Annotated in this window: 11 protein-coding genes and 1 tRNA gene; 5 read left to right on the top strand and 7 right to left on the bottom strand. The window is 72.2% G+C overall.

Annotated elements, in window-relative coordinates:
- Positions 1-9 precede the first annotated feature (9 nt).
- The 3 genes from QCD66_RS33775 to QCD66_RS33765 all read left to right on the top strand — a co-directional run bounded on the left by QCD66_RS33775 (position 10) and on the right by QCD66_RS33765 (position 4,522).
- Positions 10-1,185, top strand: coding sequence for a Gfo/Idh/MocA family oxidoreductase (locus QCD66_RS33775; RefSeq protein ID WP_364211125.1), 1,176 nt, complete (start codon positions 10-12; stop codon positions 1,183-1,185).
- A 230-nt stretch (positions 1,186-1,415) separates the two neighbouring features.
- Positions 1,416-2,735 carry a polysaccharide lyase family 1 protein gene (locus tag QCD66_RS33770; RefSeq protein WP_375735164.1) on the top strand — a complete coding sequence of 440 codons (1,320 nt, stop codon included), beginning with the start codon at positions 1,416-1,418 and terminating at the stop codon, positions 2,733-2,735.
- Between the two features lie 164 nt (positions 2,736-2,899).
- A complete protein-coding gene (locus QCD66_RS33765; protein ID WP_375735163.1) occupies positions 2,900-4,522 on the top strand; it encodes a family 16 glycoside hydrolase in 1,623 nt (540 codons plus the stop codon).
- Between the two features lie 146 nt (positions 4,523-4,668).
- On the opposite strand, the gene QCD66_RS33760 is transcribed toward QCD66_RS33765, so the two are convergent.
- On the bottom strand, positions 4,669-5,760 hold the full coding sequence (locus tag QCD66_RS33760; protein ID WP_364211134.1) for a sn-glycerol-3-phosphate ABC transporter ATP-binding protein UgpC: 1,092 nt from the start codon (positions 5,758-5,760) through the stop codon (positions 4,669-4,671).
- A gap of 395 nt (positions 5,761-6,155) precedes the next feature.
- On the opposite strand from QCD66_RS33760, the gene QCD66_RS33755 reads away from it, so the two are divergent.
- Positions 6,156-6,232: transfer RNA gene (locus QCD66_RS33755), tRNA-Thr, on the top strand.
- A 72-nt stretch (positions 6,233-6,304) separates the two neighbouring features.
- Here the strand turns inward: QCD66_RS33755 and QCD66_RS33750 are convergent.
- From QCD66_RS33750 to QCD66_RS33730, 5 genes are all read right to left on the bottom strand, one after another.
- Complete coding sequence (locus tag QCD66_RS33750) at positions 6,305-6,979, bottom strand: RNA ligase family protein (protein ID WP_375735162.1); 675 nt, start codon at positions 6,977-6,979, stop codon at positions 6,305-6,307.
- A gap of 83 nt (positions 6,980-7,062) precedes the next feature.
- Entirely contained in the window at positions 7,063-7,503 is a 441-nt protein-coding gene (locus QCD66_RS33745) for an HNH endonuclease (protein WP_364211140.1), read from the bottom strand.
- 140 nt (positions 7,504-7,643) lie between these two features.
- Positions 7,644-8,135: an MSMEG_6728 family protein gene (locus QCD66_RS33740; RefSeq protein ID WP_364211143.1), complete on the bottom strand. Its 492-nt coding sequence runs from the start codon at positions 8,133-8,135 to the stop codon at positions 7,644-7,646.
- Positions 8,136-8,138: 3 nt separating this feature from the next.
- On the bottom strand, positions 8,139-9,668 hold the full coding sequence (locus QCD66_RS33735) for an FAD-dependent oxidoreductase (RefSeq protein WP_375735161.1): 1,530 nt from the start codon (positions 9,666-9,668) through the stop codon (positions 8,139-8,141).
- Positions 9,669-9,804: 136 nt separating this feature from the next.
- On the bottom strand, positions 9,805-11,004 hold the full coding sequence (locus tag QCD66_RS33730) for a hypothetical protein (RefSeq protein ID WP_375735160.1): 1,200 nt from the start codon (positions 11,002-11,004) through the stop codon (positions 9,805-9,807).
- A 175-nt stretch (positions 11,005-11,179) separates the two neighbouring features.
- Here QCD66_RS33730 and QCD66_RS33725 point away from each other — a divergent pair, with 175 nt between their 5' ends.
- Positions 11,180-12,964, top strand: a complete 1,785-nt coding sequence (locus QCD66_RS33725) for an NAD-binding protein (protein WP_375735159.1) — start codon at positions 11,180-11,182, stop codon at positions 12,962-12,964.
- 28 nt (positions 12,965-12,992) lie between these two features.
- Here the strand turns inward: QCD66_RS33725 and QCD66_RS33720 are convergent, their stop codons facing one another.
- Positions 12,993-14,201 (bottom strand): DUF4032 domain-containing protein, encoded by a 1,209-nt coding sequence (locus tag QCD66_RS33720; RefSeq protein WP_357535431.1) that lies wholly within the window; start codon positions 14,199-14,201, stop codon positions 12,993-12,995.
- Positions 14,202-14,252 lie beyond the last annotated feature (51 nt).

The raw sequence follows: 14,252 nt of genomic DNA, 5'->3' as shown, positions 1-14,252 counted from the left end.
GGAGGAACGGTGACGACACCGACGGTCGCCCTGATCGGGGCGAGCGGCCACGGGCTGTGGCACCGCCGGGCGCTGGCCCCGTTGCACGAGTCCGGCCGGCTCCGGCTCGTCGCGCTGGTCGACGTACGGCCGGTGGAGGCGGCGCCGGACGCGCCCGTACCCGAGGGGGTCGGGGTGTTCACCGACCACCGGGAGATGCTGCGCGCCGCCCGGCCCGACGTGGTGGTGATCTGCACGCCCGCGCACACCCACCTGCCGATCGCGCTGGACTGCGTGGCGGCCGGCGCCGATCTGCTGCTGGAGAAGCCGCCGGTGCTGACGCTGGCCGAGCACGCCACGCTCGCCGACGCGCTGGCGGCGGCCGGGCGGACCTGCCAGGTCGGGTTCCAGGCGCTCGGGTCGGCGGCGCTGACCGAGTTGCGGCAGGCGGTCGGCTCCGGTGCCCTGGGTACGGTCACCGGCGTCGCGGCGGTCGCGTCGTGGCGCCGTGACGACGCCTACTACGCCCGCTCGTCGTGGGCCGGCCGGCGGTCCGTCGACGGCCGGCCGGTACTCGACGGAGCCCTGGTCAACCCGCTGGCCCACGCCGTGATGCAGTCGCTGGTGATCGCCGGTGGGTGCGCGCCGGGCCGCCCGGTGTCGGTCGAGGTGGAGCGCTACCGGACCCGGCCGATCGAGGTCGACGACACGGCCACGATGCGGGTGACGCTGGACGGCGGCCCGCCGGTGGTGGTCGCGGTGACGCTGGCCGGGGAGGATTTCATCCCGGGCGAGGTGATCGTGCACGGTACGGCCGGCCGGGCGGTGCTGGAGTATCCGACCGACCGGCTCAGGCTGCCGGGTGAGACGGTCGCGCGGCAGGTGCCGGGCCGGGTCGGGCTGTTGGAGAACCTGTTGGCCCATCGCGCCGACCCGGCGGGGGTGCCGTTGATCGCGCCGCTGGCCGCCACGGAGGCGTTCACCGCCGTGGTCGAGGCGATCGGGACCGCGCCGGAGCCGACCCTGGTCGACGCGGTGTCGGTCGGTGCGGGGCCGGCACGGGTACGGGTGATCGAGGGCATCGACGGTGCGCTGCGGCTGGCCGGGGATCGGATGGCACTGCTCTCCGAACTCGGGGTGGCCTGGGCCCGGCCGCCGTTCCGGGCGGAACTCGCCGGGGCGGCCGGAGTCGGGCAGGGCGGGTGACGGAAAACATATTGCAAATCTGGGGAACAACAGTCCGGTAGCAAAACGGACCGAAGAGTACGAACCTCGGCGAGAGTGGCCGAGTGAATATGCATTGCCCTGATTCAATGCAACATATCTGCGTTTCCAATGCATTGACATATTTGTGGCCACTTACCTAGCGTTTGTTCCAGTGAGGTTTCGTACTGGCGAACATCAGGCAGGGGCGAAATATGCGAATGCGATCGAGGGTGTTGACGGCCGCGGCGGTCGGGGTCTGCCTCGCGGCGGCTCCGGCCACCGTCGCGGCCGCCGGCGGCGGCATCGACCGGCCGGCGGGCCGGCAGACGCTGCCGGCGAACGACGGCTGGGCCGCGTACGGCCCGGGCACCACCGGCGGTGCCGCCGCGACGCGCGACCAGGTGCACGTGGTGCAGACCCGGGCCGAGCTGATCGCGGCGCTCGGCGGTGACAACGCCACCAACCGGTCCAACGCCACTCCGAAGATCATCTACATCAAGGGCACCATCGACGGTTTCGAGGGACCCGACGACAAGCTGCTGAGCTGCGACGATCTGGCCGACCCGGAATACTCGCTGCCGGCGTACCTGGCCGCCTACGACCCGGCGACCTGGGGACGGGTCACCCCGTCCGGGGCGCTGGAGCAGGCCCGGGTCCGCTCGGTCACCAACCAGACCCGGCACACCCAGATCAACCTCGGCCCCAACACCACGGTCATCGGACTGCGCGGTGCGGTCCTGACCGGTCTCACCCTGATGGCCGACACCGCCAACAACGTGATCATCCGCAACATCACCTTCGACGACGCCCGGGACTGCTTCCCGGCCTGGTCGCCGACCGACGGTGAGACCGGAAACTGGAACTCGCAGTACGACCAGATCTCGGTGCGGCGCAGCCAGAACGTCTGGATCGACCACAACACGTTCACCGACGGCGACAACCCCGACAGTTCCCAGCCGCTGTATTTCGGGCGGCCGTACCAGGTGCACGACGGCTCGGTCGACATCACCCACACCGCCAGCCTGGTCACCGTTTCCTACAACCGTTTCACGGGCCGTGACAAGGTCATGCTGATCGGTTCGTCGAACACCGTCGGGCCGGACGTCGGAAAGCTCAACGTGACGATTCACCACAACGTTTTCGAGAACGTCTACCAGCGGCTGCCGCGGGTGCGGTTCGGTCAGGTCGACGTCTACAACAACCACTACAAGCTGTCCGGCGCCGACTTCCAGTACGCCCTCGGGGTCGGGGTCCAGTCGGCCATCTACGCGGAGAACAACTACTTCTCCCTCGACCGGGGCGTCACCGCAGACAAGATCATTTACGACTGGTCCGGAACCGCGATCACCGAGAAGGGCAACTGGGTCCGCGAGGGCTGGCGGCTGCCCCGCCACGTCGACCTGCTGGGGGCGTACAACGCGGCGAACGAGGTTCCCCTCGGCTCCGACGCGGGCTGGACGCCCACCCTGCGCCACGGACCGGTGCTGCCCGCACCGCTGGTCCCGCTGGCGACCACGCTGCTCGCCGGGGCCGGCAAGCTGCCGGTCTGATTACCGGTCGGTCCGGCCGTCCCGCCGGACCCGCAAGCCGCCAGCCGTGCCCGGCCGCGTCCTCGCATCCGTGGCCGGCACGGTTGGCCATCGTCCACCCGGCGGCCGGTTCCCGGCCGGCCGCCGGGCGGCCACCCCACCACACACCCCAGGGAGGCTCAACCATGGACAAGACTCCCGTTCCCCACCGATCCCGGTGGCGGCTGCCCGTCGCGGCAGCCACCGCCGGAACCCTGACCGCCGCCGTCCTGGCGTTCGGCACCCCGTACGCCTTCGCGGACAGCCTGTTCTCCGACGACTTCGAGGACGGCAACTCCAACGGCTGGTCCAAGTCGGGCGGAAGCTGGTCGGTCGTCACCGACGGCTCACTCGTCAACCGCCAGTCCGGCACCAGCAGCGACGCCCGCACCCTGGTCGGCTCCGCCACCTGGACCGACTACGGCGTGCAGGCCCGGGTCAAGCCCACCGGGTTCAACGGCGCGAACCGCCACGTCGGAGTGGTCGCCCGGGCGCAGAGCAGCAGCAACTACTACGCCCTCGTGGTCACCAGCGGCGGCGCGGTGCAGTTGCTCAAGCGGTCCGGCGGCGCTCCCGTCGCGCTGGCCAGCGGTGCCGGCGGCCCGACCGTCGGAAGCTGGGCGACGCTGCGGCTGGAGGCCGTCGGCAACTCGCTGCGCGGGTATGTCAACGGCAACCTCGCCGTCGAGGCCACCGACAGCGCCTTCGCCAGTGGCCGGGTCGGCCTGGCCACCTCGTACGCCAGCGCGTCGTTCGACGACGTCGCCGTCGACACCGAGACCGGCGCGCCACCGACCGGTGGCCCCACCACCGGACCCACCCTGCCGCCCACCGGCCCGCCGCTCGACCCGATGGCGCCGCCGGTCGGCTTCGCCTCGGTCGACGCCCTCGGGCAGAACGGCACCACCGGCGGCGCCGGCGGCCCGACGGTCACCGTCGACACCGCGGCCGAACTGCTCACCGCCATCGCCACCCCGGGTCCGCTCAACATCCGGGTCGACGGGATGATCGCCCTGCCCGGCCCGATGCACGACGTGACCTCGGACAAGACCATCGTCGGCGTCGGGGCCAACTCCGGCATCACCGGTGGCGGCCTCAACATCGGCCTGCCGGTCAGCGACATCACCACCCGGCCGCCGGACGCGGTGCACAACGTGATCATCCGGAACCTGAACTTCCGGAACACCGTCGACGACGCGATCAACGTCCAGATGTTCAGCCATCACGTCTGGATCGACCACAACGACCTGGCCCAGGGCTACGACGGTCTCATCGACGTCAAGCGCGGGTCGAGCTACGTGACCATCTCGTGGAACCACGTCCACCACCACACCAAGACGATGCTGCTCGGCCACGACGACAGCAACGGGGCGCAGGACATCGGCCAGCTCAAGGTGACGTACCACAACAACTGGTTCGACCGTACGCCGCAGCGCAACCCGCGGGTCCGGTTCGGCGATCCGGTGCACGTGTTCAACAACTACTTCGTCTACAACACCGATGTCGGGGTGGCCTGCCAGCTCAACTCCGGCTGCGTCGTCGAGGGCAACTACTTCGAGGACGTCGAGGAGCCGTGGTCGATCAGCTACTCCGGACAGCGCGGCCGGATGATCGCCCGGGACAACGTGCTGGCCGGCAGCAGCGAGCCGGGTGACGCCGGCGGCACCGTGCAGGAGCCGAGCACCTACTACAGCTACACCCTCACCAACCCGAACGACGTGAAATCGGTCGTCATGGCCGGTGCCGGCACCGGCAAGATCGGTCTGTAGCGCCTACGACGTCGAGGCCACCGTGACCGCCGGTGTTTCGGCACCGGCGGGATCGGCCCGCGACCCCGAGCCTCCGGTGCCCGGCCGGACGGGAAAGGGCGCCCCACGGAGATCCGTGGGGCGCCCTTCTCGTTCGACCAGGCGGATCAGATCCGCACGCCGGTCGCGGCGTGGAAGGTGTGGTGCCGGTCGGTACGCGGCTTCACGAACACCGTGTCGCCCATGTTCGGCATGTGCCGGCGGTCGGTGCGTACGACGAACCGCTCCGAGACGCCGTCGAGGGTGGCGTGGCCGTAGACGTTGGCGTCGGAGCCGAGGTCCTCGACCAGTTCGACGACGACCGGCAGGCCGCCCTCGGTCGGGCTGACCAGGTCGCAGTCCTCCGGACGGAACCCGACGGTCACCTTCTTGTTGCCGCCGTCGGCCTGGGCCGTGGCAACCTGCTCCCGGGTCAGCGGAACGAGCAGGTCCGCGAACACCGCGCCCTTCTCCGACAGCGACACGGTCTTGATGTTCATGGCCGGGGAGCCCATGAAGCCGGCGACGAAGACGTTGGCCGGGGTGTCGTAGAGCGTCCGCGGGGTGTCGACCTGCTGGAGCACGCCGTCGAGCATGACCGCCACCCGGTGGCCCATGGTCATGGCCTCGACCTGGTCGTGGGTGACGTAGACGGTCGTGACGCCGAGCTTGGCCTGCAGCGAGGCGATCTGGGTACGGGTCTGGACCCGCAGCTTGGCGTCCAGGTTGGACAGCGGCTCGTCCATGAGGAAGACCTGCGGCTCGCGGACGATGGCGCGACCCATGGCGACCCGCTGGCGCTGACCACCGGAGAGCGCCTTGGGCTTGCGGCTGAGGAACTCCTCGAGCTGCAGCAGCGCCGCCGCCTCCTTCACCCGCCGGTCGATCTCGGCCTTCGAGGTCTTGCGCAGCTTCAGCGCGAAGGCCATGTTGTCGTAGACCGACATGTGCGGGTAGAGCGCGTAGTTCTGGAAGACCATCGCGATGTCGCGGGCCTTCGGCGGCAGGTGCGTGACGTCGCGGCTGTCGATGTAGATCGAGCCCTTGTCGACGTCTTCGAGACCGGCGAGCATCCGCAGGCTGGTGGACTTGCCGCAACCGGAGGGGCCGACCAGGACGAGGAACTCCCCGTCGCCGATCTCCAGGTCGAGTTCGTTGACCGCGGGGCGTTCGGTGCCCGGGTAGATCCGGGACGCCTTCGCGTAGGTGACCGTAGCCATGGTGAAGCGCTTCCTTTCACCGGCAGGAACGTGCCGGACGATCCGAGTGAAGGAGCGACCGGTGCGGTGGGCACCGGCCAACGAACGGCATCCGGACAGCAGGGCAGCCACGGATGTCGCTCGTGTCACGCCACGGTAAACGGGATTCGGCCCGGTGCCAAGGTCAGACGCCATCCGTGGGACGGAAGCCGGCGCTGACGGGCCCGACTTTCTGGGACAAGTGGCTTCTGACAGTCACTAAATGGCCAGTCGGGCAGTCCATGTCGACAAGTTCGTCTATCGGTCCGATTCAGTTGCTCCCGCCGCACTTCCGGCACCGGAAGAGCGATCTTGGCCACCGATGCCGGTCATTGCGCTGTTGTGGCCCGATCAGTGGTTATGCTGGCCACGGACACGCCCCTGTAGCTCAGCTGGCCAGAGCACTCGCCTTGTAAGCGAGATGTCGCCGGTTCGATCCCGGCCGGGGGCTCCACCAATCTCGGACCGCACGGAAGCCGATGGGCCCGCCCGGAAAACGGGCGGCCCACGATCGATGCCCACTCACTTATCCGGCCCCCGGAGAAGGTGACCGTTTCGGCCCATCCGTTGCCCGGAAACCGTTGGTGGCGAAGTCGTCCCGGTGCCGCCAGGCCGCCGTCGTACGGACGTGGCCGGCGCGTACCCACTTGCCGACCCGGTGCGCGAACTCGCTTGCGGGCACCGGACCCGCCGGCCGTACGACGAAACCCTCCGACGTCGTGGCGTCCCGGCACCCGGCCCAGGCGCCCAGTGCGGCGGCGAGATCCGCCCCCCGGTGCAGCACCGGCACCAGTGGCAGGCCGAGCAGGGCGGCCCACTGCTCGGTGTCGTCCCAGCCGAGCAGGGTGTCGTCGGCGTCCCACACCGCGAAGACGAGGAAGACCCCGGGCAGGTCGTCGTAGCCGACACTGCGCCGGGCCCACATCGACTCGCCGGAGATCCGCCAGCCGGCCGGGACGTCGTGCGCCACCCGCGCCCAGACCGCCTTCGCCGGCCGGTCCCACACGTGCGTGCCGGAGTCGACCGAGCGGGCGTACATCGCCTCGCGGGTGAAGGTGACGTTCCCGCCGTCCATCTTCTCGGTCACCACCAGTTCGCCGGTCAGGCCGGACAGGTCGGGCAGCCGCCGGTCGTCGGCGGTGGCGCCGGGGGAGCCGGGCAGGTGGTGGGTGCGGGGGTACTTCTTCCGGCGGGCGGACATCGTCGCCTCCAGGGCGGAGCCGGCCGGCGAAGGAGGTCCTTCACCGGCCGGCCGGGTCGACCGGCCGACGTGGCCGGGTGGGTTCAGCGGACCAGCGCCGCCCAGCTGGGGGCGACCGGCGTACGGCGTAGCCGCATGCCCGCCTCACCGGGCGTACGGTCGGCCTTGCGGTTGTTGCACGGACCGCAGGCGGCGACCGTGTTCAGCCAGGTGTTCCGGCCACCGCGCGAGCGGGGCAGCAGGTGGTCGACGGTGCTCGCCGGGCCGCCGCAGTAGGCGCAGCACCGGCCGTCGCGGACCAGTACCCCGGCCCGGGACCACCCCGGCCCGGAGGTGAACCGCCAGCGGGTGACGACGTAGCGGACCAGGCGTACGACCCGGGGCAGCGGGAACGCCCCGATGAGCCGGTCCGGCTCGGCTTCGTGGATCTCGGCCACCCGGCGGCAGAGCATCCGGATCGCGTGCTGCACGCTGACCCGGTGCAGCGGCCCGAGGTCGGCGTTGACGACCAGTACGGCGTTCACCGGGACTCCTCTCGTTCGGTCGCGGCGCGGTGGGGGTGGGGCGTGACGAAACAGCCGCCCGGTCCGGTCGGACGGGCGGCTCGGTCGTGGCCGGCTGACCGGTCCACTGTAGGTAGACCGGCGAACGTCGGACCAGCGATTTAACCGTCGGCAGGCGGCAGGCAGCGGGCTGGCCGGTCGGAGCCCGGCCAGACGTACGGCAGGTCGTCCGGCAGGTCGCCGAACAGCGGCCGGTAGAAGTCGGGGTCTTTGCGCAGCAGCGACGAGCGGTGGCTGCGGTGCAGCGCGCCGTCACCGAGCCACGGGGGCAGCTCGCCGGCCGCGGCCAGGTCGGGCTGGGCCCGTACGGGAAAGGCGCCGCAGGCGAGGGTGAGGTCCGCGACCAGGCTGCCCGCGACGGTGTCCCGGCGCCCGGTCTCGCACCACACCGCGCACATCTGCAGGCCGTAGCGGACCAGGCCCTCCTCGTAGCCGGCCCACATCTTCACCGCCGGGTGGTGCCGCCACCCGTAGCGCGGCCGGGTGAGGGCCCGCAACACCTGCAACGCCTCGACCCGCTGCTTGCCGAGCCGCCGGGCGTCCAGCGCGCGGGCGCTGGCGGTGAAGTCCGGGTACGGCAGGAACGTCTGCACGGCTCAGCCCCGCCGACCGGCCAGCAGCCCGCGTGGGCGGACCGACCGCAGCGGCTCGGCCGCCGCACCGAGCCGGCGCAGCACGTGGTTGGCGGCGGTGATCCCGGTGGCCGCGGCCCGCTCCATCAACGCGCTCGGCAGGTCGGTGTGGATGCCGTCGCCGGCCAGGTAGAGCCGGTCGGCGTCGGTGCGCACACCCGGGCGGCCGGCCGCCGTGCCGGGCCGGAACGCCGGGGCCCGCGCCCCGGTCTCCGCCCGCAGGTCGATCACGGGCAGGCCGGCCGTCTCCGGCCACAGGGCCGCGAGTTCGGCCCGCATCCGGTCCGCCAGGACCGGCGCCGGCAGGTCGGGGCAGGCGTACGCGTGCAGTTCGACGACCGAACCACCGACGCGGTCGGCCCACCGCCGGGCGCCGCGTTCCAGCCGGTGGTAGAGCGTGATCGAGTCGAGGGTCGGCTGCCGCGAAACCCCGCTGAACACCGACCGCCCCGGGGCCACGTCGCCGCCGAACCAGAACCTGGCGACCGCGTACGGCGGTCCGACTCCGGCCGCCGCGACCTGCCCGGCGAGCACCGGTGCGGCGGCGGCGAGCCGGGGCGAGGCGGCGAGCAGGTCGCGCAGGGCCGGCGGATCGACGGCGAGGACCAGGAACGCCGACCGGTGGGTACGCCCCGCGGCGGTGTCGACCCGCCAGCCGGGCCGGACCTCCACGGCCGGGTCACCGGTGTGCACCACCGCGCCCCGGCGTTCGGCGTGGGCCGCGAGCGGCCGCCAGATAGCGCTGTCGTGGTCGAGGTCGGGTGCGTCGAAGGCGAGCCCCTCGGGATTGCCGAGAAAGTAGAAGTGGAAGGCGGCGATCAGTTCCGCGGCCGACAGGTCGGCCTCGTGGTTGAAGAACGAGTGCGCGAAGACCTCGAAGAGCATCGCCCGGGCGCGGTCGGGCAGGTGCAGCCGGTCCAGCAGTTGCCGTGCGCTGGCGCCGTCGTGGTCGCGGTGGGTGCGTTCGGGGTCGTACGCGAGCAGCGGCAGCGCCGCCCGCCGGTCGATGTCGCGCAGGTCGCGCAGGCGCAGGCTGGGGCTGCGGGCGAGCAGGGCCAGCAGGTTCGCCGGCGGGGCGGCCGGCAGCCGGCCGAACTCCTCCGGCGGCCAGTCGGCCGACAGCACCGGATAGCCGTCGACCGGGCGCAGGAAACCCAGCCCGGGGTCGATCCGGCGCAGGATCGCCCGCCAGTTGTAGTACTGCCGGAAGAACGCGTGGAAACCGTGGTCGACGAGTTGGGACGTACCGTCGGGAAGCGACTCCGGCCGGGCCGACAGCCGCCCGCCCAGCCGTGGGGCGCCTTCGAGCACCGTCACCCGCACCCCGCGTTCGGCTAGCACCACCGCCGCGGACATGCCCGCGATGCCACCGCCGACGACCGTCACCCCGGCCGGGCCGGGCATCCCCGGCGCCTCGGCCGGGCCGTCGGCGCCGGGGTCGACCTGCTCGGCGCGTACGCCGAACAGGCGGCCCAGCAGTCGTGATCCGTCCATCCGCCCCTCCGGCCCGGTTGTGGCCAGGGTGCCCGGTACGGCGGCGTTCAATCCGGGTCGGCGGGTGGGTGGATCGGGGAACGGCCCCCGGCCGGCGGGTCGCGCCGGGCGGGGGCCGTCGGGGGGCCGTGGGCGGTCAGCCCGCCGGCAGGGTTCGGTCGATGCTCATGACCATCGGCGCGACGGTGCTGGTGGCGGGTCGGCCGCCCTGTGCGGGCAGGGTCTGCAGGCCGTCGAAGGCCGGCAGGAGTTGCGGATCCGGTCCGCCGGGCAGGGCCCCGGCGGGCCGGATTCCGGGGTGCTGACCGGCGGCGGGCAAGACGGGTGAGCCGGCGGGGGCCGGCAGGGTCACCGGGCCGTCGAACGCCGGGAGCGTCTGCGGGCCGTCGGAGGCCGGGAGGACCTGCCGTGCGGACGAGGCCGACTCGGCGTAGTCGGGGTCCTCGCCGGCGACCGGACGGCCGGTGCCGTTGAAGCTCCGCTCGCCGCCGCGGGCCGGCTGCCCGCCGGCGGTCGACGGTGCCGGTCCGGTCGCGGGTCGGGTGGCCGTGTCCCCGGTCGCCGGCTGGGTCGTCGCCGGCTGGGTCGTGGCGGGCTGGGTGGTCGCCGGTCGGGTCGTGGCCGGCTGGGTCGTGGCCGGCTGGGTCGTCGGACCGGCGGCGGCCGGGCCGACCAGGTTCGACGGGTCGCCGACCAGCGGCAGTGATCCGACCAGCGGTACGCCGCCGTGGGTCAGGTCACCGACCACCGGGAGGCCGCCGACGACCGGCAGCGTGTCGACGACGGGCAGCGACTCGGTGGCACCGAAGAGCTCCGGCTTCTGGGCCATCAGCGCGTCGCCGATCAGGGCGGGCACCTGTTCGCCGGCCGAGGTCACCATGGCCGGTATGGCGTCCGCCGTGGCGCCGGTCCGGCCAACCGGCTGGCCGACCTGGTCGACCGCCGGCCCGGCCGGGGCGGACTGGTCGCCGAGGCCGGGGAACATCCGGAGCTCGCCGGCGAGCAGCCGGTCGACCGGCACGTCGGCGAGGTCCGGCAGTTGTCCGGTCAGCGGGTCCGGCGCCGCCTCCCGGCTGCCGTCGGCCGCGTTGTTGCGGCTGATCGTGAGCACGCCGTCGGAGATCTCCCCGGCGGTCGCGTCGAGTTCGGACAGGCCCAGGTCGGGAAGGGTGCCGGTCGGGGTCAGGAGCTTGTCGATGGCGCCCTGGACCTGCTGCGGATCGGCCGCCTGCGGCGTGGCGTCGGCCGGATCGGCCTGGGCGGCGCCGCCGGTGAGCAGGAGGAAGCCGCCGGCGACACCGACGGTGCCGACCGCACGATGGAACCATCTCGACATTGCGCATCCAATCAGGTGCCGTACGGATACTGCGGGCAGCAAATCCGGATACACCTAGCAAATAGGGAGCACTGCAACAAAGTGCTTAACGATCGAGTCGTCGATACGTTGCTGCCCGATCCGGCGAAATGATCACGGGGCGGCGATCGATGAACGACATCGCTACGATCCGGGCATGACCTCCGGCCCCTGGCGTAGCCGCGCCCGTCGCGTGGTCGAGTCGAGGCTGCGGGACAGCCTGCGCCCCAACGGCGAGGCACGTCCGCACTACGTGATCTGCGGCGACGACGCACTGGCCTACTGGGTGGTCCGGACGCTGCGGCGGGACACCCCCACCAGCCCGGTACGGATCACCGTCATCGTGCCGACCAGGCGCCGTCCCGGCGACCCGGACATCACGGCGCTGCGCGGCATACGGATCGTGCGGGCCGAACGCCTCAACGAGGAGACCTTCCGCCTCGCCGGCCTCACCGGGGCGGCCGGCCTGGCGCTGCTGCACCAGGACGACGTCGGCAACATCCACGCCGCACTGTGCGCACAGGAGGTCGAGCCCGACCTCCGCCTGGTCATGCGGATGTTCAACGCCAACCTCGGCAACGGGGTCAAGCGGCTCTTCCCGGACTGCGAGGTGCTCTCCGACGCCTCGATGGCGGCACCCGCCTTCGTCGCCGCCGCGCTGGGCGAGGTCGCCCCCACCCACTTCCGGCACGCCGGCCGCACCCTGCTGGTGGCCCGGCGGGCCGACGTACGGCCCGAGCACGTGGTGGTCGGGCTCGCCGACACCCGCGAGCCCAACAACCTGCGGGTCCTGCCGTCCGACGAGAGTCGGGCCGACCTGGTGCTCGCCGAGGCGAGCGGCCGGCCGGCCGGGACCGAACTGGCGGCCCGGCGGCTGGCCCGGGCCCGCTGGCGGCACCCGTTCGTCGGGCTGCTGCGGAGCATCCGGTCGTTCGCCACCCGAAAGATCGGCATGGCGACGCTCTGCGTGCTCGCCATCGTCGCGCTCTTCGGTTTCCTGCTGGCCCGCGCCGAGCGGGTCAGCATCGCGGAGGCGGTCTACCTGACCCTGCTGACCACGTTCAGCGGGGCCGAGCCCGAGGCCGGCACCGACGCGCGGGTGCAGGTCATGCAGGTGGTGCTGACCCTCGCCGGGCTGGCGCTGATCCCGCTGATCACCGCCGCCGTGGTCGACGGCATCGTCAACGCCAAGCTCGCCCTCACCGTCGGCCGGCTCTCGGTGCGCCGCGACGGCCACGTGGTGGTGGTCGGGCTCGGCAACGTCGGGAGCCGGGTCGTCGGGCAGTTGCACGACCTGGGGGTCGAGGTCGTGACCATCGACAAGGACCCCGATGCCCGGGGCGCGTCGCTGGTCCGCCGGCTCGGCGTGCCGTTCATCGTCGCCGACGGGGCGCAGGAGGAGACGTTGCGGGCCGCCTCGGTGGCCACCTGCCAGGCCCTGGTCATGGTCTCCACCGACGACGTGACGAACCTCCAGGCGGCGCTCAACGGGCGCACCCTCAACCCCGACCTGCGGGTCGTGCTGCGCCTCTTCGACGGCGACTTCGCCGCCCGGATCCAGCACGCCTTCAACATGAACATCTCGCGCAGCGTCTCCTACCTGGCCGCGCCGTCGTTCGCCAGTGCCCTGACCAACCGCAACGTGATCGCCACCATCCCGGTCGACCGGCACGTCCTGCTGGTCGCCGAGGTGACCGTCGGCGAGCGGTCGCCGCTCGACGGGCTACGGCTGCGCGATGCCCGGCGCGGCACCGGCGTACGCGTGATCGGGCTGGCCCGGGCCGGTCAGTCGCGGCTGCGGTGGGCGCCCGCCCTGGAGAGCCGGGTCCGGGCCGGTGACCGGATCACCGTCGTCGCCCGCCGGGCGGGGCTGAGTTGGCTGCTCACCCAGACCACCCCGGTGCCGGCCCTACCCGAGGACGAACCCGACCCGGTCCCGTGACCGGCCGGGTGGACCGGCCGGTCGCTCGTCACCCGGTGGCGACCTCGATGCCGAGCACGGCCTGCTCGTCGGGGCGGTGCACCAGCACGTCGGCGAGGAACGACTGCACCGCCGGGGCCAGCCCGACGTCGCGACCGGCCTTCTCCGACAACCGCCACCGGTGCTCGATGACCTGCGCGAACAACTCCGACGGCTCCAGCTTGCGGCGCAGGTGCGCGGGTACGGCCCGGACCACCGGCTCGAACACCTCGGTCAACCACCGGTGTGCCGCCTGCTGCTCGTCGGTCAGGTCGCTCTCGGCCCGGTAGGTGTCGAGGTCGTTGAGCAGCCGGCGGGCCTGGTTCTCCTCGGCGTCCAGCCCGGTCAGCCGCAGCAGCCGGCGGGAGTGGTAGCCGGCGTCGACGACCTTCGGGCGGATCAGGTAGGCCCCCTGGTCGACCAGGGACATCGCCACCTCGGCCACGTCGAAGCCCATCTCGTTGAGCCGCCGGATCCGGCCCTCGATGTCGTGCCGGGCCTCCCGGGCGACCTCCTGCTCGAAGGTGATCTCGTGCCACAGGCGCTCGTAGCGGGCGACGACCTCCTCGCAGACCACCTCCGGGTCGATCGACTCGTGCAGCAGCCCGGCGGCCTGCAGGTCGAGCGCCTCGCCGAAGATGTTCACCCGCGCGATCTCCAGGTCCTCGCCGCGCTGGCCGTTGGAGAGCCGCGGGTGCAGTGCCCCCGTCTCGGCGTCGACCAGGTAGGCGGCGAAGGCGCCGGCGTCGCGCCGGAAGAGCGTGTTGGACAGCGAGCAGTCGCCCCAGAAGAAGCCGGTCAGGTGCATCCGGACGATGAGCGCGGCGAGCGCGTCCAGCAGCCGGTTCATCGTCTCCGGGCGCAGCGTGTTGGAGAAGAGCGCCCGGTAGGGCAGGGAGAACTGCAGGTGCCGGGTGATCAGGACCGGGGCCAGCGGCTCACCAGTCGGGTCGACCCGGTCGGCGACGATCGCCACCGCCTCGACGGACGGGAAGTCGATCCGCTCCAGGGCGCGGAGGAGGTCGTACTCGCGTTCGGCGACCCGCTCGCCGGTCTCCTTGACCGCGTAGACCGTGCCGGCGAGCCGGACGAACCGTACGACGTGCCGCGAGATGCCCTGGGGGAGCGCCACCAGGTGATCTGCCGGCCACTCCTCCAGCGGGGTGGACCACGGCAGGTCGAGCAGTGCCGGGTCGACGAGGGCGGAAGTGATACGCACCCATCAAGCATGACGGCCGGGACCGCGCGTCGCCGCCTGGCGTGGCTCGTT

Source organism: Polymorphospora sp. A560 (assembly GCF_045781765.1).
GTDB classification, from domain to species: domain Bacteria; phylum Actinomycetota; class Actinomycetes; order Mycobacteriales; family Micromonosporaceae; genus Polymorphospora; species Polymorphospora lycopeni.
This window is presented reverse-complemented; position numbering and strand designations above follow the sequence as displayed.